Source organism: Streptomyces sp. NRRL F-5123 (assembly GCF_000721495.1).
Taxonomy (GTDB): domain Bacteria; phylum Actinomycetota; class Actinomycetes; order Streptomycetales; family Streptomycetaceae; genus Actinacidiphila.
Genome location: NZ_JOHY01000033.1, coordinates 21,121 through 44,362, shown reverse-complemented (window position 1 = coordinate 44,362; position 23,242 = coordinate 21,121). Strand labels below are relative to the sequence as shown.

The following is a 23,242-nucleotide window of genomic DNA, read 5'->3' as shown; positions in this document are numbered from 1 at the left end:
CACCGGACGGCGAGCCCCGCGGTATTAGCAGACCTCTTCCAGGTCGCGCCACGCGCGGGTGGCGGGCGAGTCCGCGACCCAGCTGTCGAGCAGCCCGCGGACCAGCCCGGCCGGGGCGGCGATGCCGCACTCCCGCTCCTGCGACCAGTGCGACCCGCCCCCGGAGTCGCTCAGGTGGCTGAGGTGCCCGGGGTGCCCGGGCTCACCGTGGTCGTGCGGGTCCCGGCGCGCGGACCCGTCGTCCGTGGGCATCCGGCTCTCGGAGCACGTCCGGCACAGCAGCCGTACCGACGAGGACCAGTCCTCCGCGGCGTAGCCGGCCTCCGCCGCGAGCCGCTCCAGCGCGTCCCGGTCCGCCGGGGCCTCCGCTTCGAGCAGCACCAGCCACGTCGGGACGGGCGACGGCGCCCACAGCTCGATCTCGTCGAACACCGGGTACACCGACCCGCCGGAACCGCCCGCGGTGGCACGCTCGCCGTGCGCGACTCCCTCGTGCAGCACGACCTCGCCCCAGCGCCGCCCGGACGACGGCAGCGGGATCGACAGCACCTCCACCCGGCACGGGTCGAGCCGCCGGCCCCACACCACCTCCGCCTCGCCCTCCGGAGACAGCCGCACCGTGGCGCTGCCCAGCGGCAGCCGCGCCGACTCCTCGCCGCTGCGGGCGGCGGTGCCGGCCGGCATCCGCAGGCCGTACGCCTGCCAGGCACGGCGCGCGAGCGGCCAGTCCTGGAGGGCGGTCGCCGCGATGCCCAGATTCCACCAGTCGGGCGCGCCGACCGGCCGGTCCAGCAGGGCGACCGCACGCAGCCCGGCGATACGGGCCTGCGCCCAGTCGTGCCGGAACTTGTGCAGCAGCGCGAGGTTGTACCAGGACTCGGAAAGCCAGGGCTCCAGGTCGGCCGCCCGGGTCAGCAGCGCGCCCGCGTCCTCGTAGCGCCCGTCGTCGATCAGTGAGAACGCCTGGTCGGTGGCCTGCCGCCAGGTGGGCGACGGCCGGTGCCGCACTCTGCCGAAGATCTTCAACGTCGATACCGCCTGCCCGCTCAGCCGATCACTGCCAGGACGTCGCCTTCCGCACCACGATCACGTCGTCCCCCGGAGGGCGCGCACCGCGGGGTGCGGCCCTGTCGCGTACCGCCCGTACGTCGTCGGACAAGCGGCTCCACACACCAACCTCGCACATTTCGGCCGCGCTCTCAGCCCGACTTCCGTGTGCTCCCCGTCGCCGTCCGGCAGCGGGCTCTTCCTGCCTCCTTGCCATACCCGTGGGCATCCAACCATGCCGAGGCGGGCCGCTCCACCAGCACCCGGGCGAGTCGCCGTCACCCGAAAGGCCTACGAGCGGTACGCGGGCCGCCCGTACACCGTGCGGGTCACGGGCGGTGGCCAGGGATGACGCGCCAGCACCCGGGAGAGCGCGGCGACCACCGCGGGGTCGAACTGGCTGCCCGCGCACCGGCCCAGCTCCGCGAGCGCAGCGCTCACCGGGCGGGCCGGGCGGTAGCTGCGGGTGGAGGTCATGGCGTCGAGCGCGTCGGCCACCGACACGATGCGGGCCGGCCAGGGGATGCGGCGCCCCGCGAGGCCGTGCGGGTAGCCGCCGCCGTCGAAGCGCTCGTGGTGGTGCAGGACCGCGACCCGCGCGACGGCGGGCACCTGGTTGCCGCACACCAGCGCGTAGCCGTGCCGGGGGTGGCGCCGTACGGTGTCCTGCTCGGTGGCCGTGAGAGGGCCGGGTTTGCGCAACAGGCGGCCGGGGACGGCGAGTTTGCCGATGTCGTGCAGGGTGCCGGCGAGCCGCAGGTCGGCGACGAGGTCTTCCGCGAGGCGCAGTTCCGCGGCGATCAGCGCACTGGCCTGGCCGACGCGGTCGCCGTGCCCGCGGGTGTAGGGGTCCTTCAGCTGCATCGCGGCGACCAGGGCCGCGGCACGAGGCAGAAAGCTTTCTGCTCGCCGCTCGGCCATGTCGCCCCCCTCCTCCACCGGGTGCGCTTGCCTGACCCCTCCCACGCTAGGGGTGTTGCCCCTGCCCCCGCGGGGCAACGCCCCTCTGTCCCCCGAACGAGGGAAGATCCGCGCCGGCGCCGCGAGCGTTTCGCGCTGCCGCGCCGGGCGGGCGTTTCGCGCTGCCGCGCCGGGCGGGCGTTTCGCGCTGCCGCGCCGGGCGGGCGTTCAGGGTGCGCCTGCGCCGCGGGACTCAGCCCCCACCCGGGCGCGGGTGGTCACCGGCGCGAAGGGGCAGTTGCTGTTGCTTCCGGACCACCGGCGGTGGTGGGTTGCTCGCGCAGTTCCCCGCGCCCCCGAAAACGCTCGCCCCGCGGCGCAACCGCCCCCGAAAACGCTCGCCCCGCGGCGCAACCGCCCCCGAAAACGCTCGCCCCGCGGCCCAGCCGTACCCGATCCGCCCCACGGCGCAACCGCACCCGAAAACGCTCACCGCCCTGCGCAGCAGATCGCCCGCCCGGCAGGGCCGAGCCGGCCCCCCCGCAGGGGGGAGGGCCCTACGGGGTGGGCTCCGGGGTGGATTCGCCGGAGCGGATGGACTCGATCCGCATCATCACCTTCGACCGGAGGTCGGTAGGGACGTCGTCGGACCCGCAGCAGCGTTTGACGAGCTTCTTCACGGCCTGCTCAAGGCCGTACTTCTCCAGGCACGGATGGCACTCCTCGAAGTGCTGCCGAAACTTCGTGCACGCGTCCTCGGACATCTCGTTGTCGAGGTATTCGTAGAGGTGACCCAACACCTCCGAGCAGTCCGTCTCATGCGCGTTGCCGCAACTCATGAATCCGCGCCCTTCTCGCTTCCCGCGCCCGCCGGGACCAGTCCGCGGTCACGTGCGTAGTCCTCCAGCAGCTCGCGCAGCTGACGGCGGCCGCGGTGCAGCCTGGACATCACCGTGCCGATGGGCGTTCCCATGATGTCGGCGATCTCCTTGTACGCAAAGCCCTCGACATCCGCGAGGTAGACCGCGATGCGGAATTCCTCCGGGATCGCCTGGAGGGCCGCCTTGACGTCGGAGTCGGGCAGGTGGTCGAGCGCCTGCGACTCCGCCGAGCGCAGGCCGGTCGACATGTGCGACTCGGCGCGCGCCAGCTGCCAGTCCTCGATGTCCTCCGAGCCGCTGCGCAGCGGCTCGCGCTGCTTCTTGCGGTAGGAGTTGATGAAGCTGTTGGTGAGGATGCGGTAGAGCCATGCCTTGAGGTTCGTTCCCTCGCGGAACTGGTGGAAGGACGCGTACGCCTTCGCGTACGTCTCCTGCACCAGGTCCTCCGCGTCAGCCGGATTGCGGGTCATCCGCAGCGCGGCCGAGTACATCTGGTCCAGGAACCCGAGGGCGTCCCGCTCGAAACGCTGGGCGCGCTCCGTGCTGCTTTCCGCTGCTTCCTGACCGGACGCACCCGCGGTTTCCGCCGTGCTGTCGTCGGTGCCGGTGACCGGACCCACCTCCTCAGAAACGCCAGCGAGCCCCAAAGCGGACACGCTCGTCTCGGAGGATATTGCACTGGCGAGGGTCACGCCCGATCCGCCCTGGGCAACGTCCTTGCTCTCGCCTCCGGTGGTCCAGCCGGCCCAGTTCACGTAGGGGGCGGACGGCGCCGGCTGGGCGGCGGCCTCGGCCCGGGGCCGGCATGCGGCTGAAACCATGCGGGTGCCTCTCTCGCCACTTCACCAAAGCTGCTGCGGTGCTGTTGTTCGTTCTGACGCTTGCCACAACACCGGTTCCGCTGCGCCCATTCCCGGCCGCCGGCGGGACGATGCCGGCGGCCGGCTCACGGCCGTACGGCTCAGCCGCGGCCGCGGCGGGTGCCGGTGCGGCCACCGGTGGGGCCGGTGGCGTGGCCGAGGGAGGCGAGCCAGTCGGCGACGGCGCCGGTCAGCACGGCGAGTGCGGCCTCCTGGGTGAGGGCGGCGCGCTTGGCGACGGCGAAGGAGTGGTTGGCCTCGGGCACCTCCACGGGGCGGTGGCCCGGTGGGAATTCGCCCGGCGTGCCGAAGGGGTCCTTGCCGCCCTGGACGGCAAGCAGCGGCAGGACGGCGGCGGCCCAGGTCAGCTCGGCGGCGCGGGAGGAGGCGGGGCGACCCGGCGGGTGCAGCGGGAAGGCCAGGGCGAGGACGGCGGCGGCGCCGAGCGCCTCGGCCGTACGGCAGGCCACCCGGGCGCCCGCGCTGCGGCCGCCGGCGACGACGGGCAGGCCGGGGGCGGCGAGCGCGGGCCACAGGGCGGTCCAGGCGGTGTCCAGGGCGGCGGGCGCGGGGGCGAGTTTGCGGCCGGCGACCCGCCAGGGCTGCTCGACGAGGGCGACCTCGACGCCCGCGGCGGGCAGCGCCGCGGCCAGCGCGACCAGGTCGGCGGCCTCGATGCCGCCGCCCGCCCCGTGGCCGAGGGCGAGCACGCTGTGCGGCCGGGCGGCGCCGTACCAGCTGATGCGGGCGGGGCCGGCCGGGGTGTCGACGTCCTGGACGCGGCCGGGGGCGGGGCCGGCGGGCCCGGATGGCGCGGGGGGCATCAGAAGAGCGTCTCCTCCTCGGGCGCGGGCAGCTCGTGCAGCAGCTCGGGCCCGTTGTTCGCGACGTTGCTGACCGCGGTGCCGACCGGGTAGGCGCGCAGCAGGCCGGGCGGCGGCGGGGAGAGCAGGGCCTGGAGGGTGTCCGGGTCGGTGGTGCGCGGGTCGAGCCAGGCGTCCCAGCGGTCGGGGGTGATCATGAGCGGCATCCGGGGGTGGATGTCGGCGAGGGCGCGCGGGCCGTGTCCGTCGTATCCGGCGAGGTCGGTGGTCTCGGCCGCGGTCGTCATGACGGTGCAGGTCGTCCACCAGGCGCGCGGGTGGTCGTCGGGCAGGGTGCGGTCGCGCCAGAACTCGTAGAGCCCGGCCATGGCGAAGACCGAGCCGTCGGCGGGTGTGACGAAATACGGCTGCTTGCGGGCGCGCTTGCCCTTGCCCTGCTCTTCAAGCTGCCGCTCGCCCTCGCCGGTGACCCACTCGTAGTAGCCGTCGGCGGGTATCAGGCAGCGCCGGGCGGCCAGGGCGCGCCGGTAGGAGGGCTTCTCGGCGGCGGTCTCGGCCCGCGCGTTGATCATCTTCACCCCGACGTCCGGGCTCTTCGCCCAGGACGGCACCAGGCCCCAGCGCAGCACGCGCAGCTGCCGTACCGGATCCGGGGAACCGGAATCCTTCACCGGGCGGTCCAGTACGACAGGGACGTCCTTGGTGGGCGCCACGTTGTAGTCCGGGGCGAGAGTCTCCGTCGGCTCCCACTTCTGGACGTCGAAGATGCCCGTGAGATCTTCGGGTTTCCGGCTCGCCGCATATCGACCGCACATGAGTGACACACTGCCACGACCGCGGGCGGCGACGGGAGCCGACTCGCACGGACGTACGAAAAATCTGGACGAACCACCGGCTTGTGGGGAAACGGGCACCGAATGAACGTCGCGGACTTCAGCGAGATGTGGGACCGGCTCACCGGGACCCAGACCGACCCGCCGCGCTGGCTCATCGGGGCGACGGCACTGGTGGCGCTGGCCGCGGTGCTGTCCGGCGGGGTGTGGCGGGTCGTACGCAACGCGGTGACGATCGCCCACGAGGGCGGGCACGGCCTGATGGCCCTGCTCATGGGACGGCGGCTCGACGGCATACGGCTGCATTCGGACACCTCCGGGTTGACGGTCTCGCGCGGCAAGCCGCACGGCCCGGGCATGGTGCTGACGGCCGCCGCCGGATACACCGCGCCGCCGTTGCTGGGCCTGGCAGGTGCGGCCCTGCTGTCCGCCGGCCACATAACCGCGCTGCTGTGGGGCGCGACGGCGCTGCTCCTGGTGATGCTGGTCATGATCCGCAACGCGTACGGCGCCCTCACGGTGGTGCTGACCGGCGCGCTCTTCCTGCTGGTGTCGTGGCTGACGAAGGCCGAGGTGCAGGCGGCCTTCGCGTACCTGGTGGTCTGGTTCCTGCTCGCGGGCGGCGCCCGGCCGGTCGCGGAGCTGCAGGCCGGCCGCCGCCGGGACCGCAGCGGCTCGTCGGACGCCGACCAGCTGGCGCGGCTGACCCGGACGCCCGCGGCGCTGTGGCTGTTCTTCTTCTACGTCGTGGCGGTGTGCGCGCTGGTGGGCGGCGGGCGCTGGCTGCTCATGCGCTGACCGGCACCCCGCACCGGCACCCCGCACCGGCACCCGCCACGGACCGGCCCCGCACCGGCACCCGCCACGGACCGGCCACCCCGACCGGCGCCGCGGAACGCCTCGGCCGGCCGGCAAATGACCGGCGATGACCGTACGCGATCGCGGAATCAGACCTTCCGGTCCTGATGGCAGCCGTATGACCTCAGGTTTCCGGGAGGTTTCGACGCATTCGCCAACTTATCTCCCCGTACCCGAGCCACTACGCTGGGGCTCATGAGCAACAGCGCCGCGCATTCTCCCCTCTGGTGGGCCGCCCCCACCGCGCCGGGCGCCGTTGACGCGACCGTCACGGTGCCGGGTTCGAAGTCGGTGACCAACCGCGCCCTGGTGCTCGCCGCGCATTCGGCCGAACCCGGATGGGTGCGCCGGCCGCTGCGCAGCCGGGACACCGTCCTGATGGCGGAGGCGTTGCGGGCCATGGGCGTCCAGATCGACGAGACCGTCAACCCCGACGGCGGCGAGGCCTGGCGGATCATCCCCGCCGGCCTGCACGGCCCGGCCACCGTCGACGTCGGCAACGCCGGGACGGTGATGCGCTTCCTGCCGCCGGTCGCGGCGCTCGCCGACGGCCCGGTCCGCTTCGAGGGCGACGCCCGGGCGTACGAGCGCCCGCTGCACGGCGTGATCGACGCGCTGCGCGCCCTCGGCGCGCGGATAGACGACGAGGGCCGCGGCTCGCTGCCGCTGACGGTGTACGGGGCCGGGTCGCTGACCGGCGGCGTCGTGGACGTCGACGCGTCGTCCTCGTCCCAGTTCGTCAGCGCCCTGCTGCTGTCCGGGCCGCGATTCAACAAGGGCCTGGAGGTACGGCACACCGGCCGCACGCTGCCCTCCGCGCCGCACATCCGGATGACGGTCGACATGCTGCGCAAGGCCGGCGCCCGGGTCGACGCCCCGGAGGACGGCGGCGCCCCCAACGTCTGGCGGGTCACCGCGGGCGCCCTGCTCGGCCGCGACCTCACCGTGGAGCCGGACCTGTCCAACGCCGCGCCCTTCCTCGCCGCCGCGCTCGTGACCGGCGGCAAGGTCACCGTGCCGGGCTGGCCGCGCCGCACCACCCAGCCGGGTGACGCGCTGCGGGAGATCTTCACCCGGATGGGGGGCGCGTACGAGCAGGGCGACCGCGCGCTGACCTTCCGCGGCACCGGGCGGATCCGCGGCATCACCGCCGACCTCGGCGCGGTCGGCGAGCTGACCCCGGTGATCGCGGCCGTCGCGGCGCTCGCCGAGGACGCCTCGGAGCTGACCGGCATCGCCCATCTGCGGCTGCACGAGACCGACCGGCTCGCGGCGCTCGCCAAGGAGCTGGGGGCGCTCGGCTGCGACGTCGACGAGACCCCCGACGGTCTGCGCATCCGCCCCCGCCCGCTGCACGGCGGCGAATTCCGCACCTACGACGACCACCGCCTGGCCACCGCCGCGGCGGTGCTGGGCCTGGCCGTGGACGGGGTGTGGGTGGAGAACGTGGCGACGACCGGCAAGACGCTCCCGGATTTCCCGGAGCTGTGGACGGCGATGCTCGGCGGCGGCGACGTGGCCGAGGGCGACGCGACCGGCGGCGCGGCATCGGCGCAGGCCGAGGGCGCGGCGGACCCCGGTCCTGCCGGCGACCGAGCGGCGGGGCGGGGCTGAACGGTGCGCCGCTACGGCAAGAACCCGGACGAGGACGACATCAGGGTCCGTCCCAACCGCAAGGGCAGCCGCCCGCGGACGAACATCCGCCCGCAGCACGCGGACGCCGCCGAGGGCATGGTGCTCACCGTCGACCGCGGCCGGCTCACCGTCCTGGTCGACGACCGCGAGATCACCGCGATGAAGGCGCGCGAGCTGGGCCGCAAGTCCGCGGTGGTCGGCGACCGGGTCGCGGTCGTGGGCGACCTGTCGGGCGCGAAGGACACGCTGGCCCGGATCGTCCGGGTCGAGGAGCGCCGCTCGGTGCTGCGGCGCACCGCGGACGACACCGACCCGTACGAGCGGGTCGTCGTCGCCAACGCCGACCAGCTGGCCGTCGTCACCGCGCTCGCCGACCCCGAGCCGCGCCCGCGGATGATCGACCGCTGCCTGGTCGCCGCCTACGACGCCGGGCTGCGGCCGCTGCTGGTGCTCACCAAGTCCGACCTCGCCGCGGCCGGGCCGCTGCTGGAGACGTACGGCGCGCTGGACCTGGACTACGTCGTGACCAGCCGCGACACCCTGCTGACCGGCGGTGCGGACGCGGTGCGCGAGCGCCTCGCCGGGCGCGTCACCGCCTTCGTCGGACACAGCGGCGTCGGCAAGACCACGCTGGTCAACGCGCTGGTCGAGCGGCAGCGTACGACCGGCCACGTCAACGCGGTGACCGGCCGCGGCCGGCACACCACCACCTCCGCGCTCGCGCTGCCGCTGCCCGGCGACGGCCCCGAGGGTGCGGCCGGATGGGTGATCGACACCCCCGGCGTGCGCTCCTTCGGGCTGCACCACATCGACCCCTCGCGTGTCATCCACGCCTTCCCGGACCTGGAGCCCGGCACCGTGGACTGCCCGCGCGGCTGCTCGCACGACGAGAAGGACTGCGCGCTGGACGCCTGGGTGGCCGCCGGCCACGCCGAGCCGGCCCGGCTCGACTCGCTGCGCCGCCTGCTGGCCACCCGGGAGCGGCGCGAGGGCGACTGACCGGTACGGTTTGGGCGTCCGCTCCACTTCCGGCCGCGCTGTGTGATGATCAGCAGCGCACCGTGTGACGAGCGGCAGCTACACGCGTGCGCGGGCGGACGGGAAGTGTGCCGCGCGCGGTGCACGAGCCGACGAACGAGCCGAAACGGAGGCGCCCGGATGGCCTGGCTCCTGGTGGTGGTCGCGGGTCTCATGGAGACCGGCTTCGCGGTCTGCCTGAAGCTCTCCCACGGCTTCACCAGGCTGTGGCCGACCATTGCCTTCTGCGCGTTCGCGCTCGGCTCCTTCGGACTGCTGACACTGTCGCTGAAGAAGCTGGACGTCGGCCCCGCCTACGCGGTGTGGACCGGCATCGGCGCCGCGGGCACCGCCATCTACGGCATGGCCTTCCTCGGCGACCTGGTCTCCTCGCTCAAGCTCGCCTCGATCTCGCTGGTCATCGTCGGCGTCATCGGCCTGCAGATCTCCGGCTCCTCGCACTGACCCGGCCGCCACGCCCGCGGCGGGCCGCGCGGGCCCCGGAGCGTCCCCGGCGCCCGCGCCACACCCCGTCACGTCGTGCGCCGCGCGGGCGGGTCGAGCAGGCCGCGGATCAGCTGGCCGATCCGCAGGCACGATTCCTCGTCGTCCGCGGCCGGCGCGATCACGTACGACAGCGTGAGCCGCAGCGCCGCCTCGCACGCCCAGCCGACGTCCTCCGGGAGCAGCCGCGGGCAGCCGTCGACCAGGACGGCGACCGTGCGGGCGTGCACCGCGGCCACCAGCCCGGCCCCCAGGACCGGGACGCCTGCAGGGCCCGGCCCGGTCAGCGCCGCGTGCAGCAACGGGCTGCGGCGGGCGCTGCGCAGCGTCCAGCGCGCGGCGGCCGCGAAGCACACCCCCGCGTCCCCGCCCGCGCAGCGCGCCGCGGCCAGCGCGCCGTCCAGGCCCCCGAGGAAGTCCTCGACCTCCCGTCGGGCGAGCGCCCTGGCCAGGCCGTCCTTGCTGCTGAACTCGTTGTAGAGGGTCTGCCGGGACACCCCGGCCGCGGCCGCCACCTCGGTCATGCGCACCGCCTCCCAGGGCCGCTCGCCGAGCGCGGCGAAGGCAGCGTCCATGAGTGCGTCTCGCGCGGTAGGCATCGGCGCCTCCAGGCGGTGCCTCCGGGCCGCCGCGGGGGCGGCAGGTCGGACGGACGGGCCGTACGGGGAGAATTGACGCGCCGCCAGGGCCTGTCAAGGCCCCGCGTCACGGCGCAGCGGCGGCCGTCCGCACACCCCGCCGCGCTACTGTTCGGCACATGCCCGACTACAACGACGACCTGCGGCTCGCCCATGTGCTGGCCGACGCCGCCGACGCCGCGACCATGGCCCGCTTCCGGGCACTCGACCTCAAGGTCGAGACCAAGCCGGACCTGACGCCCGTCAGCGAGGCCGACAAGGAGGCCGAGGAGCTGATCCGCGGCCAGCTCGGCCGCGCCCGGCCGCGCGACGCGGTGCTCGGCGAGGAGTACGGCGTCACCGACGGCGCCGGCTCGCGCCGCTGGATCGTCGACCCCATCGACGGCACCAAGAACTACGTGCGCGGGGTGCCCGTGTGGGCCACCCTGATCTCGCTCGTGGTGCGCGGCGAGCGGGGCGACGAGGGCGTCGTCGGTCTGGTCTCCGCCCCGGCGCTCGGCCGCCGCTGGTGGGCAGCCGCGGGCAGCGGCGCGTACACCGGGCGCAGCCTGTCCTCCGCGACCCGCATCCGCGTCTCGAAGGTGAACCGCCTGGAGGACGCGTCCTTCGCGTACTCCTCGCTCGGCGGCTGGGAGGACCTGGGCCGCCTCGACAACTTCCTCCACCTGTCCCGCAACTGCTGGCGCACCCGCGGCTACGGCGACTTCTGGCCCTACATGATGGTGGCCGAGGGCTCCGTCGACATCTGCGCCGAACCCGAACTGAGCCTGTGGGACATGGCGGCCAACGACGTGATCGTGCGCGAGGCCGGCGGCCGCTTCACGTCCCTGGCCGGCACGCCGGGCCCCTTCGGCGGCAACGCGGCGGCCTCGAACGGCCTGCTGCACGACGAGCTGCTGGGCTATCTGGGCGACGTCTGACCCCGGCGCGCGGGTGTGCCTCCGCGCCGGGAGGGCACCTCCGCACGCGGGCCGCGGGCAGCGCGCGCCCCCTTCCCTCCGCCGATGGTGCGTGTGACTATGAAAGTGCCGCCGCTTGTGAATTTGTGAAGGCTTTCACGGGCATTCCACAGGAACGCATCCGGTCCGGCACGCAACGCACACCGCACGCCGCACAGCCAGGAGGTGCCCTGCCCATGCTGGTCCGCGACGCGATGAGCACGGTGGTTCTCACCATCGGCCCCGCACACACGCTCCGCCAGGCCGCCCAGTTGATGTCCGCCCGCCGGGTCGGCGCGGCCATCGTCCTCGACGCCGACAACGACGCCTGCGGGCTCGGTATCCTCACCGAGCGCGACGTCCTCGACGCGGTCGGTGCGGGCATGAGCCCCGACGAGGAGCCGGCCCACGCCCACACCACGACCGACGTCGTCTTCGCCGCCCCCCAATGGACCCTGGAGGAAGCGGCCGCCGCGATGGTCCGCGGCGGATTCCGCCACCTCATCGTCCTCGACGGCCCCGCCCCGGTCGGCGTCGTCTCCGTCCGGGACATCCTCCGCGTCTGGGCTGCCGCCGGCTCGCCGGTCACGGTGTAGGACCCCCCTCCTGCGCAGAGCCCGCACCCCGGGGCGAGCGGAGGATGCGCTTGCCGTGCCGAGCAGCCGTTTTCAGGGGCTGCCCGGGAGGTGCCCCCGCGCGCGCCGGAAACGCTCACCCGCACAGCAGAGGAAACGCTCGCCCCGCGCGCCGTGCGCACCCTCGCCGCGAGCGCTGGGCTCAGAGGCGGGCCGCGGCGCGGCGGACCGCGGGCTCGGAGCGGACGGAGCCCAGCCGGCGGATCTCCGCGGGCACCCCGTCCGCGGCCCGCGCGGCAAACGCCGCGAAGACCTCCCGGGCGACCCCGGGGTCGGAGTCGCGCGCCAGCGGCCCGAGGAGGGCCACGAGTTCGGCCCGCGGCGCCAGCCGCCCCACCGCGTGGACGGCGGCGCGCCGCACCGCGGGGGGTGCGCTCCGCCGCAGGTCCAGGAGCCGCATCAGCACGGGCACGTCACCCGCGTCACCGCACTCCCCGAGCCCGGCCGCGAGGCCGGCGAGATGCCGGGCGGGCGTCGTACGGCCCGCTCGGGCGATCTGCCGCCGGTAGACCGCGGAAGGCGGCTCCCCGCGCCCGTACAGCAGCCAGCGGGCCGTCGCCCGCACCCTGCGCGCGCGGTCCGCCAGCGGGGCGACCAGCCGGGTCGCGGGCACATCCAGGGGCAGCGCGGAGACCGCGATCTCACGGACCGCCGCGTCGCGGGCCTGGAGGAGGCGGGCCGCCTGGCCGGGGTCGAGGTCGAGCAGCCGCTGCGCGCACAGCGTGCGGCACTCCTGGTCGTGGTCGTGCAGCGCGGCGCTGAGCAGATCGCCGCAGGCGTACTCGCCCACCTCCAGGGCGAGCGCGAGGCCGAAGCGGCGGGCGGGCCCGTCGGGGTCCGCGGCGAGCGCGTGCAGGGCGCGTCGGTACGGGGGTCGGCACAGCAGCCCGCGGTAGTCGGTGAGGAGCGCGCCCGTCCTGCTGCGGCCCGCGAGCCGCAGCAGGACGCGGACGGCGGCGGCCACCTCGTCGGGGGCGCTGCGGGCGAGCAGCGCGGCGGTTGCGCGGCTCCTGACGGGCTCGACCCAGTCGGCGCTGCGCAGCGCCAGGCCCGCGGCGGCCGTGGGCCCGCCACGGGCGGCCAGCGCCGTGACGGCGTCCTCCCGCACCCGCCCGTCGGGCGCGAACGACCGCAGGAGCAGGCCGAGGACGTCACCGCCCGCGGCCTGCGGGGTGCCCGCGCGGCGGGCGGCGCGGTCGAGCCGGAGCAGCAGCCGGGGCGGGGTCGCGCCCAGCGCGGCGAGGGCGGCTTCGCGCTCGTACTCCGCGCCCTGGGCGGGCAGCCCGAGCAGGCGGCGGAGGAGGACGTCCACGTCCGCGGGCCCCCCGCGTTCCGCCGCCGAGCACCACGCGGCCCAGCGTGCCCCCGCCTCGGCCGCTGCCGCGCCTCGACCCCGCCCGCCCCGACTCCGCAGCCACCGCCACACGCGCGCCTCCTGAGGATCCGTCAGTTCATCCTCTCTTCAGCATTCCCTTCCGGGGTGCCCGCCTCCACCTGATATGCCCGGACTTTGCCCGAAGCAGAACAAAAAACGAAGACCCGGAGGCAATGCCTCCGGGTCTTCGTCCGTGGTAGCGGGGACAGGATTTGAACCTGCGACCTCTGGGTTATGAGCCCAGCGAGCTACCGAGCTGCTCCACCCCGCGTCGTTGTGTCTTTACTTTAGCGGAGCGCTTGTGATCAGCGCAAATCCCTGCCCGGGTGGGGCCGCTGGCAGGTGTCGCGTCCGCGCCCCCAGGGGCGCGTGGGGGGTGCCCCCCAGGCGGAGCCTGGGGGGCACTGCGCGAGCCCCCCTCCCCACAGCTTCGCCTGGGGGTACCCCCGTCTCGCTTCGCGCGCGGCAGGTGGTCCTGGGGGTACCTCCCGGGCGGAGCGCTGGGGGAGAACCGGACTGCCCCTTCGGGCCGGTGACGACCCGCGCCACGAATGCGGCTGAGCGCGCGGTCCTCCCCCAGGGCTTCGCCTGGGATGTGCCCCCCACGCGCCCCACAGACGCGTGCCCCACGCGCCCCACAGACGCGTGCCCCGAGGGCTACGCGGTCAGCTCGCTCGTCAGGACCGCCGTCAGGCGGGTCGCGCGTTCTGCGACCTCCGCCGGGCCGCAGGCCACCGCGCGGGCGCACCAGGTCTGCGCGTCGGCGAGGCGCCCGCGGCGGGCGGAGAGGAGGGCGAGGCGGAGCGCCGCGCGGCCGTGGCCCGCGTCGGCGGCGCGGGTCCACCAGAGCGCGGCCTCGGGCTCGCTGCCCTCGCGGGCCAGCAGCAGGCCGAGGTTGAAGGCCCCGTTGCGCGACCCGGCCTCCGCCGCCAGGCGGTACCAGTGCGCGGCCAGCTCGATGTCGCCGCACTTCGCGGCGGTCATGCCGAGCCGCACCTGCGCGCGGCTGTGCCCCTGCCGCGCCGCCCGCTCGTACCACTCCGCGGCCTCGTCGCCGAAGGCCTCCGCGCCCTCGAACTCGCGGGCGCGGGCGTCGAGCAGCGCGCCGAGGCGGAAGGCGGCATCGGGACTGCCGCCGCCCGCGGCGCACCGCAGGTGGCGTTCGGCGCCGTGGTGGTCGCCCTCGTGCTGGAGGGCGATGGCCACCTGGAGCGCGGCCCCGGCGTGCCCGGCCGCGGCGGCGCGGTCGTACCAGACCCGCGCGGCGGCGGGCTCGTCGCGCCCGGCGTAGAGGATGCCGAGGTTGAAGGCGGCGTCGATGCTGCCGGACTCCGCGGCCTTGGAGAACCACGGCTCGGCCCCCTCGGCGTCGCCGTGCTGCAGCAGCAGGACGGCGAGCGCGTTCGCGGCCTCGCGGTGCCCGGCGTAGGCGGCCTTGCGGTACCACTGCTCGGCCTGCGGGGCGCGGCCCTGGCCGGCGCAGAGCAGGCCGAGGTTGTAGGCCCCGTTGATGTCGCCGGCCTCCAGGGCGGCGCGGTACCACCGCTCGGCGGTCTGCGGCTCGCCCTCCTGGGCGTGCAGCGCGCCGAGCGCGTTGGCGGCGTTGCCGTCGCCCGCCTGGGCGGCGCGGCGCCACCATGTGGCGGCCTGGTCGAGGTCGCCGGCGTCGCGCAGCAGGAAGCCGAGGGCGCACGCGGCCTTGGCCTCGCCGTCGCGGGCGGCGGTGAGGTACCAGTGCGTGGCCTCCTTGGTCTCGCCGCGCTCCTCCAGCAGATTGCCGAGCCGCAGGGCGGCGCGGCGGTGGCGGCGGGCGGCGGCCTGCCGGAACCACTGCTCGGCCTCGTGGTTCTCGCCGCGGGCGTCGCAGAAGCGGGCGAGGCGGTAGGCGGCCTCGCGGTGGCCGTGCTCGGCGGCAGCGCGGAACCACCGCTCGGCGGCGCCGTCCCGGCGGTGGTCGAGCAGGTCGGCGAGCGCGTAGGCGCCCAGCACATGGCCGGACTCCGCCGCCTGGCGCAGCCAGTACTCGGCGCCGGGCTCGTCGCCGCGCTCGCGGTAGTGCCGCCCGAGGGCGTGCGCGGCCGCGGCGGAGCCGGCGACCGCGGCGATACGCCACCACCCGGCGGCCTCGTCGGCGCAGCCGCGCTGGTGCAGCAGCAGGCCCAGGTTGTTGGCGGCGGCGCGGTCGCCGTGCTGGACGGCGGCACGCAGGAACGGCTCGGCGCCGTCCAGGTCGCCGCGGCGCAGCAGCAGGGTGCCGAGCGCGCTCATGGCGCCGGGGTCGCCGCGCTCGGCCGCGCGCCGGTGGCGGGCCTCTATCTCGGCTTCCTCGCGCAGCGCGAGGGTGTCCTCGTCGGGCAGCTCGAAGGGCGTGCCGTCGTCACCCTCCGCGCCGCCGGGCAGCCCGGCGGCGCGCGCGATGTCGGCAGCGGTGAGTGCGCCGGGCACCCCGCCGGCGTCCCGCCCCGCGGGCAGCACGGCCCCTCCGCCGGGAGCACCCTGCACGGGCACGCCCCCACCGACGCCGTCCGGCGCAGCCGCCTCGCCCCCGCCCGGCACGGGCGGCTCGGAGGTGCGGGGAGCGGGGAGCAGGGCGGCGGGGGTCGCGGCGGACTGCGGGGCGGCCGGGCCGGCGGGCACGGCGGCGGGCGCACCAGGGGCCGGGGCCCCCGGGGCGGACGGGTCAGTCGGGGCGGGCAGCGCGAGCTCGCCCGCCGGACCGTGGCGACCACGGTTCTGACGAGTGTTCAGCAGCCTTGCACCATCCCCCATGAGCTCCATCGTCGCACCACCCGCTAACGGCGTACACCTGGTATACCCCAACCCGCCGGTCTCTACAGCGTTTTGTCGACTTCCCGACATGACGTCACACCAAACGCTCCTTCCCCGGATTCATCCGAACAAGCGAAGAGGCCCGAAGTCGCTTGACTTCGGGCCTGCTTCATGCCGTAGCGGGGACAGGCTGCGGACCCACGCCCCCGGGCCGCACACCCGGCGGACCGTGCGCCCGTCGGGCCACTTCGCCCCGCGTCGATCGCCTCCCGGCAATCTAGCAGAGCGCCCCGCATCGGCGTGACGAATGTTCACCCTCCGTGCCCGCCCGGCACGGGCCCCGCGGTGACGTACCGCACCGGCCCGCGCCTGACGTGCCACAACGCACGAGACCCCCTCCGGCCGGAAGCCGGAGGGGGTCTCGATTGGTAGCGGGGACAGGATTTGAACCTGCGACCTCTGGGTTATGAGCCCAGCGAGCTACCGAGCTGCTCCACCCCGCGTCGTTGTGTGTTCACCGTACCACGGCGCGGGCCCGGCTCGTTCAGCCCTTCCCCGCGGGGGCCTGCGGGGTCGCCGTGGCCTTCTCCGCCGTCCGCGCCGCGTCCAGCGCCGCGTCCAGCCGCCGCTGGGCGGCGGCGTAGGCGGCCCGGTCGCCCTTGCGCTCGGCGGCCTGCCGGTCGGCGTAGGCCTGCTGCGCGTCGTCCAGCGCCTTGTCGAGGGCGGCGTCGGGGTCCTTCCCGGGCGGGGCGGCGTCCTTGGCCGCGGCGGGTCCGAGGAGGTCGTCGAGGGCCTGGTCGAGCGTCGGCCGGTAGCTGGTGCGGTCGCCGTAGACGGCGGCGACGCTCACCAGCTGCGGGTAGTCCGCCTCGGGTGCGCGCGCGTAGACCGGCTCCACGTAGAGCAGCCCGCGGTCCAGCGGGATGGTCAGCAGGTTGCCGTGGACGACCGTGGCGTTCGCGCCGAGGCTCTTGAGCTGGTCGGCGGCCGGGGCGGAGCGGCCGGCCGCGTCGATCGCCGACTGGACGGCCGCCGGGCCGTCCGCGCCGGCGCCGGCGGATATCCGCAGCAGCCGGATCGTGCCGTAGTCGCGGCTGGTCGGATCGGCGTCGACGGCCATGAAGGCGCTCATGCTCTCCCCCTTGGCGGGGGTGAAGGTGCTGGTGAGCGAGTACGTCTTGGCGCTCGGGCCCTCGGGCATCCGCAGATCCAGGTAGTACGGCGGCACCGCCTTGCCGGCCTTGGCCGCCGGGTCGTCCGGCACGTCCCACACCTGGCCGGACGCGCCGAAGTCGGCGGCCTGGGTGACGTGGTAGGTCGTGAGCATCGAGCGCTGCACCTTGAACAGGTCCTGCGGGTAGCGCAGGTGGGGCAGCAGACCGGCGGGGATGTCGGCCTTGGGCTCGACGGTGTGCGGGAAGGCCTTCATCCAGGTCTTGAGCACCGGGTCCTGCTCGTCCCACTGGTAGAGGGTGACCGTGCCGTCGTAGGCGTCCACGGTGGCCTTGACCGAGTTGCGGATGTAGTTGACCTCGTTCTGGTCGGTGAGGACCTGGCGGCGGCCGTCGGTGAGCGAGTCGGCCGTCGCGTCGCCGAGGTGGGTGCGGCTGGCGTACGGGTAGTCGTCGCTCGTGGTGTAGCCGTCCACGACCCACAGCACCTTGCCGCCGACCACCGTGGGGTAGGGGTCGCCGTCGATCGTCAGCCAGGGCGCGACCGCCGCGACCCGCTCCTTGGGGGTGCGGTTGTAGAGGATCCTGGAGCCCTTGCCGATGTCGCCGGAGGAGAGGATCCGCGGCTCGCCGAGGCTTATCGCGTACGCGGCGCGCGTCAGCGGGTTGCTCAGGCTGACCCCGCCCTTGCCCTGGTAGGTGGTGGTCGTCCCGCCGCCCCTGGTGCCGTCCGCGTAGTCCATCTCCGGGGTGCCGCCACCGACGATGGCGTACTGCCGCGTCTGCTCGCCGAAGTAGATCCGCTGCTGGTAGTCGCCGGAAGGGCCGAGCGTGCCCGGGTCCCGGCCGCCGAAGAGCGGGGTGCCGTCGCTGCTGGTCGCGCTGCCGTCGGCCGTGACGACACCGTACCCGTGGGTGTAGACGAGGTGGTCGTCCGTCCAGTCGCCGTGCGGTATGCCGTCGCTGTTGAGCTCGCGCACGCCGACGACCGTGTCCTTGGCCGTGCCGCCGTCCTGGTAGCGGTCGACGTCCAGGGTGGAGGGGAATTCGTAGGCGGAGCTGCCGCGCTGGAGCTTCTGGAAGGCGGGCGAGACGACCTTGGGGTCCAGCACCGTGGGGCTCGCCGCGTCGCCGGCCTCCTTGCGCAGGCTGCCGTCCGCGGCGGGGACGGCGGTGGGCGCCGCGTCCACGCCGGGGTACTGCGTGACCTCGGTGTCCGCCAGGCCGTACGCGGCCCGGGTCGCGTCCAGGTTCTTCTGGACGTACGGGGCCTCCTTGGCGGACTCGTGCGGCAGGACCTGGAACTTCTGCATGACGGCCGGGTAGAGCCCGCCGATCAGGATCGCGGACAGCACCATCAGGCCGAAGCCGACGGCCGGCAGCGTCCACGTCCGCCGCCACGCGGTGGCGAAGAAGAGCAGCGCGCAGATCACGGCGATGAAGCACAGGATCGTCTTGGCCGGCAGGTAGGCGTTGGCGTCGACGTAGCGCAGGCCCGTCCAGCCGCGGGCAGCGCGGCCGGACCCGCCGGAGCGCACGGCCAGGGCATAGCGGTCCAGCCAGTAGGCGGCGGCCTTGAGGGACACGAACAGGCCGAGCAGGATCGCCAGGTGCGCGGTGGCGGCCCCGGTGACGCGCGCGCCGGGCGAGGTGAAGCGCACCCCGCCGTAGAGGTAGTGCACCGTCACGGCGGCGAGGAGGGACAGGACGACGAGCGCGAAGCCGAAGCCGACGAGGAAGCGGTAGCAGGGCAGCTGGAAGGTGTAGAAGGACACGTCCTTGTGGAACTGCGGGTCCTTGGTGTGGAAGGGGGTGGAATGCGCCATCAGCAGCCAGGAGCGCCACTGGGCGGCCGCCGCGCCGCCCGCGATGACCCCGAGCGCCCCGCAGATCCCGGCGAGCACCCACATCCGGTAGGGCGCCAGGCCCATCCGGTAGCGGTCCAGGCTCTGCTCCTCGCTGGACATGGCGCTCAGCGGCGGGCGCATCCGGAAGGCCAGGTACATGTTCAGGCCGACGCCGAGGGCCATCAGCAGGCCGAAGCCGGCGAAGAGGGCGGCCTTGGTGCGGGTCATGGTGGAGAAGACCGAGGAGTAGTGCACCGAGCGGTACCAGAGCAGGTCGGTCCACAGGCCCGAGAGGGTGACCAGCCCGGTCATCAGCACGGCGAGGACGCCGAGGACCACGATGAGCGCGACGGCCGTGCGGGAGTGGCGCCCGGGCCTGCTGCTGTGCCCTGCAGCCCCCGCACCACCGCGGTCGGGCATCTGGAATACCAAGGGTCGTGCACCTCGAATAGTGGCGAATGTCGGCTTTTGTCCGCTGGTCCCGGGTCGGACTCCCACACATGCAACTTCACCACGCTTTGGCCGGTTCCCGATTCCGGCAGGGGAAGGGGGAGGATACGCACCATGTCCAACAACGCGACCGAAGGAACGCCGCTCGCGGCGAACCCGCTGACCCGTGCCGTCCTGGAAATCGACGAATACGCCTCCGGCCTCGGCTGGGACCAGCCCGCCCGGCTGTTCGCCCTCGTCGACACCGCCGAGCTGAAGGCCCAGGAGCCCGCGCTCGCCGCGCAGCTCGGGCTGGCCGACGAGGAGGCGGCCGCCGCCGCGGGGGCGCTCACCCCGATCGAGCAGGACGAGCTGCCGGAGGGCGCGCCGCTCGACGAGTTCCTGGCCACAATCGCCTGGCCCGACGTGATCAGCGGCTGCGCCCTGACCGTGGAGCGGCTGATGCTGCCGCCGTCCGCCGAGGCGGCGATCCCGGAGGGCATGGACGACGCGTCGCTGGCCGCCTGGGTGGCCGCGCACCCGGAGCGGCAGGAGGTGCGGATGACGGTCGCGGTGCTGCGGGACGGCGCGCGCGAGTCCGCGGTGCGGCTGCGGGCGAAGGACACCCCGTCCGAGGTGCTGACCGGCGGCGGCCTGGTGCCGGGGCTCGCGGACGCGCTGTCGGCGACGTTCGAGGCGTAGGCCCGCGGCCCGGCGTATTGCCGGGTCCTGGCGTATTGCCGCGGGCCCGGCAGTATGCCGGCGCGTCAGCTCTTGGTACAGCTGGGCAGCGCCTCGGTGTTGCCGGACTTGATGTCCGCCAGCGCCTTCACCGCGTCGTCCAGGGTCGTGATCTTGACCAGGGTGAGGCCGCCGGGGATGTCCTTGGCGGCCTCGCCGCAGTTGTCCGCGGGGGTCAGGAAGTACTGGGCGCCCTTGTTGCGGGCGCCGATCGTCTTGAGGCTGATGCCGCCGATCGGCCCGACGGTGCCGTCGTCGTCGATCGTGCCGGTGCCCGCGACGAAGTGGCCGCCGGTCATGTTGCCCGGGGTCAGCTTGTCGATGATGCCCAGCGCGAACATCGTCCCCGCGCTCGGGCCGCCGACGTCCGCGAGCTTGATGTCGATGCTGAACGGGAAGAGGTGCTCGACCCCGGCCTGGATGCCCACCACGGCCCGGCTCGGACCGGTGTCGGCGGACTTGCGGGTGGTGATCGTGATCTTCCTGCCCGGGACGCCGTCCACGGCCTTGCCCTTGGCCTGCGCCGCGGGGACGACCGTGAAGACCACCGGCTCGCCCGGCTTGTGCTTGGTGACCAGCGTCGCGACGTCGTCCGGCTGCTTGACCTCGGTGCCGTCGACGGCCTTGATCACGTCACCGGCGTGCAGCACGCCCTGCGAGGCGCCGCCGCTGACCACCGCGGCCACCACGACGCGGGACGGCACGGGGATGTTCAGCTCCTTCAGCGCCGCCACCTTGGCGCTGTCCTGGGACTGCGTGAACTCCTCGGCGTTCTGCTGGTCGGACTGCTCGGCCGTCTGGCCCTTGGGGTAGAGCGTGTCGTGCTCGACGACCTTGTCGTCGTGCCGCAGCCAGCCGAAGACCGACTCGACCAGGTTCATGTGGTAATCGGCACCGGTGACCCGGACGGTGGTCATGTTCAGATGCCCGTCCGCGGGGTAGGTCTTGCGCCCCGAGATCTGGATCACGGTGTCGCCGCCGTAGGTCCCCAGGGTGTTCACCGTGGGGCCGGGCGACATCTCCGAGTAGGGCGTCGGGACGAGCAGCGCGACGCCGAGCAGCGCTATCAGCGTCAGTGTCGAGGTGATCAGCGTCGCGGTACGACTGGGCATGGAACGACAGTACGTGACCGGTGCACGGTACGGGCTCCCGGGTGAGCCCGGAAGGGTTCCCGTGCGGGCTCAGACCGGCTCGGCGTCGGTCTCGTCCGTGTCGCCCTTGCCCATCACCAGCGGCGGCCGCTCACCGGGCTGCATCGCCGTACGGAAACGCTCGTATCCCGCCAGCGACGCACCGTCCGCGTTCGTGCGGCCCCGGGCCGCCCAGCGCGCCCAGACCACGGCGACCAGCACACCGAACAGGGGGATGACCAACCACGCAAGTGCCGCCACGGCGAACTCCCGACCCGACGCATGACGAAAACGTCATAACCGACCTATGAGCAGATTAACGACCCACCGGGTCAACGCTCGGCCGGGGCGCGGGGTTACGCAACCGGAATTCCCCCTGGCAGCGGACCGCCCGGGGCGCGCGGGCGGGGCGGCGGGTCAGACGCCGACCCACTCCTCGGTGCCGTCGGCGAAGGTCTGCTGCTTCCAGATGGGCACCTGGTCCTTGAGGTCGTCGATGAGCCGGCGGCTGGCCGCGAAGGCCTCGCCGCGGTGCGGGCAGGACACCGCCACGATCACCGCGAGGTCGCCGACCCGCAGCTCGCCCACCCGGTGGACGGCGGCCAGCGCCGTGACGGGGAAGTCCGCGGCGACCTTCTCCGCGACCCGGCGCAGCGCGTCCTGCGCACTGGGGTGCGCGGTGTACGTCAGGCCGGTCACGGCCGCGCGGGAGCCGCCGTCATGGTCGCGCACCGTGCCGACGAAGAGCGTCGTGCCGCCCGCCGCGTCGTCGCCGACCGCCGCGAAGACCTCGTCCAGGGACAGCGGGGTGTCGCGGACGGCCAGCAGCCGGATCGGCCCGGCGGGGTCGGAGGGGACGGTGGGTGTCATGCGGGCCATGCTCCCTCATCCTCCCGCGCCGCCGAAAGTCGCCCCGGGCCTCCGGCGCAGCCCCCTCCCCGTGCCCGTCCCGGTCCCGCGCCCATGTCCCCGCCCCTGTCCCGCCTGCTCAGAGGCCGCGCCGCTTGCGCGCCCGGCGGACCAGCGCCGCCGTGCCGACGAGTGCGACCGTGGCCCCCGCCGCGCCCAGCGTGGTGGCGTCCTTGCGGCCGAGCCGCCGCCCGGCCACCGAGTTGCGGCCCGCGACCTCCTTGAGCAGCTCGGCGAGCACCTCCTCGTTGGACCACCGCGGCCGCCAGCCCGCCTCGTGCAGCCGGCTGCCGCTGACGACCCACGGGTGCATGGTGTACGCGAGGTCACCCGCGGGCGAGGGCGTCAGCCCCAGCCGGTGCAGCCGGGAGGCGGCGCCGAAGGCGATCGCCGGCGGCAGCTCCATGCGCCGGATGCCGCTCAGCTCCTCGACCTCCTCCTGCTCCAGCCAGCCGTCGCAGCCGACGGCCATCTCCCCCTCGACCTTCTCCAGCACCGCGTACTCCAGCGCCGACACCAGGTCCTCGACGTGGCAGAACTGCCAGCAGGGGCGGCTGCCCGCGACGACCAGCAGCCGCGGTGACTCGAAGTACCGGGTCAGGGCGGTGTCCGTGCCGCCGACCAGCACCGCGGGGCGCAGGATCGTGACGTTCAGCCCGGGGTGCGCGCGGGGGGCGCGGCGGCCCAGCCGCTCGATCTCCAGCAGGTCGTCGACGAAGCTGGCCTCGGACGTCGCCCGCAGCGGCGCGTCCTCGGCGAGCGGCACGTCGTTGTCGGCCTGGGCCCCGTAGACCATCGCCGAGGTGCACAGCACGACCCGGCGCACCCCCGCCGCCGCGGCGGCGGTGAGCACGGTCTGGGTGCCGCGCACGTTGAAGGCCGAGCGGGCCTTGGGGTCGGACTCCAGGTCGAGGTCCACCGCGAGGTGGACCACCACGTCCGCGCCGCGCAGCCGCTCGGCGATGGCCGGGTCGCGCACGTCGAGCACCCGCCAGGCCGCCTCCGGAACCTCGCCGCGCCGCTCGTCGATCGCCACCACCTTCCTGACCTGGTCGGACTCGGTCAGACGACGGGCCAGCGCGAGCCCGACGCCGGACGCGGCACCGGTGACCGCGACCACCGGCCCCGCACCGCTGCGGGCGGCGCTCCGCTCTGGGCGAACGTGTCCATCTGGGGAACTCACCGGGTGTCTCCCACGGTTGTCTCAGTTACGTACGCGGCCTTGGCGTACGCGGCCCGTACCCGCCACGCACGCAGCCATCCTGCCGGACAGGTGTCTAGGCTTGGGGGTACAGCCCAT

General features: G+C 74.4%; 20 protein-coding genes, 2 tRNA genes and 1 pseudogene. 7 read left to right on the top strand and 16 right to left on the bottom strand.

Annotated features, from left to right (window positions below):
* Window positions 1-24: 24 nt before the first annotated feature.
* The 6 genes and pseudogenes from IH54_RS0123915 to IH54_RS0123890 form a co-directional block, all read right to left on the bottom strand.
* A complete protein-coding gene (locus IH54_RS0123915) occupies window positions 25-1,026 on the bottom strand; it encodes a tetratricopeptide repeat protein (protein WP_031520264.1) in 1,002 nt (333 codons plus the stop codon).
* 348 nt (window positions 1,027-1,374) lie between these two features.
* Window positions 1,375-1,926, bottom strand: a pseudogene (locus IH54_RS0123910) (HD-GYP domain-containing protein); the annotation flags it as partial.
* 578 nt (window positions 1,927-2,504) lie between these two features.
* On the bottom strand, window positions 2,505-2,786 hold the full coding sequence (gene rsrA, locus IH54_RS0123905; protein ID WP_031520260.1) for a mycothiol system anti-sigma-R factor: 282 nt from the start codon (window positions 2,784-2,786) through the stop codon (window positions 2,505-2,507).
* Complete coding sequence (locus tag IH54_RS0123900) at window positions 2,783-3,448, bottom strand: sigma-70 family RNA polymerase sigma factor (protein ID WP_031520257.1); 666 nt, start codon at window positions 3,446-3,448, stop codon at window positions 2,783-2,785. Before IH54_RS0123900 ends, rsrA begins: the two co-directional genes overlap by 4 nt.
* Before the next feature lie 341 nt (window positions 3,449-3,789).
* Entirely contained in the window at window positions 3,790-4,512 is a 723-nt protein-coding gene (locus IH54_RS0123895; RefSeq protein WP_052397795.1) for an alpha/beta family hydrolase, read from the bottom strand.
* Window positions 4,512-5,327: an SOS response-associated peptidase gene (locus IH54_RS0123890; protein WP_031520253.1), complete on the bottom strand. Its 816-nt coding sequence runs from the start codon at window positions 5,325-5,327 to the stop codon at window positions 4,512-4,514. The genes IH54_RS0123895 and IH54_RS0123890 overlap by 1 nt, the downstream gene beginning before the upstream one ends.
* Window positions 5,328-5,429: 102 nt before the next feature.
* Here IH54_RS0123890 and IH54_RS0123885 point away from each other — a divergent pair, with 102 nt between their 5' ends.
* The 4 genes from IH54_RS0123885 to IH54_RS0123870 all read left to right on the top strand — a co-directional run bounded on the left by IH54_RS0123885 (window position 5,430) and on the right by IH54_RS0123870 (window position 9,320).
* Window positions 5,430-6,143, top strand: coding sequence for a M50 family metallopeptidase (locus IH54_RS0123885; protein WP_031520251.1), 714 nt, complete (start codon window positions 5,430-5,432; stop codon window positions 6,141-6,143).
* 255 nt (window positions 6,144-6,398) lie between these two features.
* Window positions 6,399-7,817, top strand: coding sequence for a 3-phosphoshikimate 1-carboxyvinyltransferase (aroA, locus tag IH54_RS0123880; protein WP_052397794.1), 1,419 nt, complete (start codon window positions 6,399-6,401; stop codon window positions 7,815-7,817).
* 3 nt (window positions 7,818-7,820) lie between these two features.
* The gene (gene rsgA / locus IH54_RS0123875; RefSeq protein ID WP_031520246.1) at window positions 7,821-8,837 is read left to right on the top strand and encodes a ribosome small subunit-dependent GTPase A; all 1,017 of its coding nucleotides are present in this window, start codon (window positions 7,821-7,823) and stop codon (window positions 8,835-8,837) included.
* 159 nt (window positions 8,838-8,996) lie between these two features.
* Window positions 8,997-9,320 carry a DMT family transporter gene (locus tag IH54_RS0123870; protein WP_031520244.1) on the top strand — a complete coding sequence of 108 codons (324 nt, stop codon included), beginning with the start codon at window positions 8,997-8,999 and terminating at the stop codon, window positions 9,318-9,320.
* Between the two features lie 68 nt (window positions 9,321-9,388).
* On the opposite strand, the gene IH54_RS0123865 is transcribed toward IH54_RS0123870, so the two are convergent.
* Window positions 9,389-9,958: a TetR family transcriptional regulator gene (locus IH54_RS0123865; RefSeq protein ID WP_031520241.1), complete on the bottom strand. Its 570-nt coding sequence runs from the start codon at window positions 9,956-9,958 to the stop codon at window positions 9,389-9,391.
* Between the two features lie 158 nt (window positions 9,959-10,116).
* Between IH54_RS0123865 and hisN the strand changes: the two genes are divergently transcribed.
* Both hisN and IH54_RS0123855 read left to right on the top strand, forming a co-directional pair.
* On the top strand, window positions 10,117-10,917 hold the full coding sequence (gene hisN / locus IH54_RS0123860; RefSeq protein ID WP_031520239.1) for a histidinol-phosphatase: 801 nt from the start codon (window positions 10,117-10,119) through the stop codon (window positions 10,915-10,917).
* 215 nt (window positions 10,918-11,132) lie between these two features.
* Window positions 11,133-11,531 carry a cyclic nucleotide-binding/CBS domain-containing protein gene (locus IH54_RS0123855; protein ID WP_031520237.1) on the top strand — a complete coding sequence of 133 codons (399 nt, stop codon included), beginning with the start codon at window positions 11,133-11,135 and terminating at the stop codon, window positions 11,529-11,531.
* 181 nt (window positions 11,532-11,712) lie between these two features.
* On the opposite strand, the gene IH54_RS40140 is transcribed toward IH54_RS0123855, so the two are convergent.
* From IH54_RS40140 to IH54_RS0123830, 5 genes are all read right to left on the bottom strand, one after another.
* The gene (locus tag IH54_RS40140; RefSeq protein ID WP_052397793.1) at window positions 11,713-12,882 is read right to left on the bottom strand and encodes a hypothetical protein; all 1,170 of its coding nucleotides are present in this window, start codon (window positions 12,880-12,882) and stop codon (window positions 11,713-11,715) included.
* A 257-nt stretch (window positions 12,883-13,139) separates the two neighbouring features.
* Window positions 13,140-13,216, bottom strand: a tRNA-Met gene (locus tag IH54_RS0123845).
* 386 nt (window positions 13,217-13,602) lie between these two features.
* On the bottom strand, window positions 13,603-15,303 hold the full coding sequence (locus tag IH54_RS0123840; RefSeq protein WP_031520232.1) for a tetratricopeptide repeat protein: 1,701 nt from the start codon (window positions 15,301-15,303) through the stop codon (window positions 13,603-13,605).
* A gap of 837 nt (window positions 15,304-16,140) precedes the next feature.
* A tRNA-Met gene (locus tag IH54_RS0123835) sits at window positions 16,141-16,217 on the bottom strand.
* A 41-nt stretch (window positions 16,218-16,258) separates the two neighbouring features.
* Complete coding sequence (locus IH54_RS0123830) at window positions 16,259-19,165, bottom strand: UPF0182 family protein (RefSeq protein WP_324607815.1); 2,907 nt, start codon at window positions 19,163-19,165, stop codon at window positions 16,259-16,261.
* Window positions 19,166-19,297: 132 nt separating this feature from the next.
* On the opposite strand from IH54_RS0123830, the gene IH54_RS0123825 reads away from it, so the two are divergent.
* Window positions 19,298-19,864: a PPA1309 family protein gene (locus IH54_RS0123825; protein WP_031520228.1), complete on the top strand. Its 567-nt coding sequence runs from the start codon at window positions 19,298-19,300 to the stop codon at window positions 19,862-19,864.
* A 65-nt stretch (window positions 19,865-19,929) separates the two neighbouring features.
* Here the strand turns inward: IH54_RS0123825 and IH54_RS0123820 are convergent, their stop codons facing one another.
* The 4 genes from IH54_RS0123820 to IH54_RS0123805 form a co-directional block, all read right to left on the bottom strand.
* Window positions 19,930-21,015 carry a PDZ domain-containing protein gene (locus tag IH54_RS0123820; RefSeq protein WP_031520226.1) on the bottom strand — a complete coding sequence of 362 codons (1,086 nt, stop codon included), beginning with the start codon at window positions 21,013-21,015 and terminating at the stop codon, window positions 19,930-19,932.
* 69 nt (window positions 21,016-21,084) lie between these two features.
* Entirely contained in the window at window positions 21,085-21,294 is a 210-nt protein-coding gene (locus tag IH54_RS40135; protein ID WP_043182016.1) for a hypothetical protein, read from the bottom strand.
* 156 nt (window positions 21,295-21,450) lie between these two features.
* Window positions 21,451-21,912 (bottom strand): molybdenum cofactor biosynthesis protein MoaE, encoded by a 462-nt coding sequence (locus IH54_RS0123810; protein ID WP_031520224.1) that lies wholly within the window; start codon window positions 21,910-21,912, stop codon window positions 21,451-21,453.
* 109 nt (window positions 21,913-22,021) lie between these two features.
* Window positions 22,022-23,125, bottom strand: a complete 1,104-nt coding sequence (locus IH54_RS0123805) for an SDR family oxidoreductase (protein WP_031520222.1) — start codon at window positions 23,123-23,125, stop codon at window positions 22,022-22,024.
* Window positions 23,126-23,242: the final 117 nt, after the last annotated feature.

Excerpts from the sequence above, each read along its gene's own strand:
- aroA (WP_052397794.1), top strand. The coding sequence starts at position 6,399 with ATGAGCAACAGCGCCGCGCATTCTCCCCTCTGGTGGGCCGCCCCCACC.
- IH54_RS0123855 (WP_031520237.1), top strand. The coding sequence starts at position 11,133 with ATGCTGGTCCGCGACGCGATGAGCACGGTGGTTCTCACCATCGGCCCC.
- IH54_RS0123895 (WP_052397795.1), bottom strand. The coding sequence starts at position 4,512 with ATGCCCCCCGCGCCATCCGGGCCCGCCGGCCCCGCCCCCGGCCGCGTC.
- IH54_RS0123810 (WP_031520224.1), bottom strand. The coding sequence starts at position 21,912 with ATGGCCCGCATGACACCCACCGTCCCCTCCGACCCCGCCGGGCCGATC.
- IH54_RS0123825 (WP_031520228.1), top strand. The coding sequence starts at position 19,298 with ATGTCCAACAACGCGACCGAAGGAACGCCGCTCGCGGCGAACCCGCTG.
- IH54_RS0123865 (WP_031520241.1), bottom strand. The coding sequence starts at position 9,958 with ATGCCTACCGCGCGAGACGCACTCATGGACGCTGCCTTCGCCGCGCTC.
- rsrA (WP_031520260.1), bottom strand. The coding sequence starts at position 2,786 with ATGAGTTGCGGCAACGCGCATGAGACGGACTGCTCGGAGGTGTTGGGT.
- IH54_RS0123870 (WP_031520244.1), top strand. The coding sequence starts at position 8,997 with ATGGCCTGGCTCCTGGTGGTGGTCGCGGGTCTCATGGAGACCGGCTTC.
- IH54_RS0123890 (WP_031520253.1), bottom strand. The coding sequence starts at position 5,327 with ATGTGCGGTCGATATGCGGCGAGCCGGAAACCCGAAGATCTCACGGGC.
- IH54_RS0123820 (WP_031520226.1), bottom strand. The coding sequence starts at position 21,015 with ATGCCCAGTCGTACCGCGACGCTGATCACCTCGACACTGACGCTGATA.
- IH54_RS0123885 (WP_031520251.1), top strand. The coding sequence starts at position 5,430 with ATGAACGTCGCGGACTTCAGCGAGATGTGGGACCGGCTCACCGGGACC.
- hisN (WP_031520239.1), top strand. The coding sequence starts at position 10,117 with ATGCCCGACTACAACGACGACCTGCGGCTCGCCCATGTGCTGGCCGAC.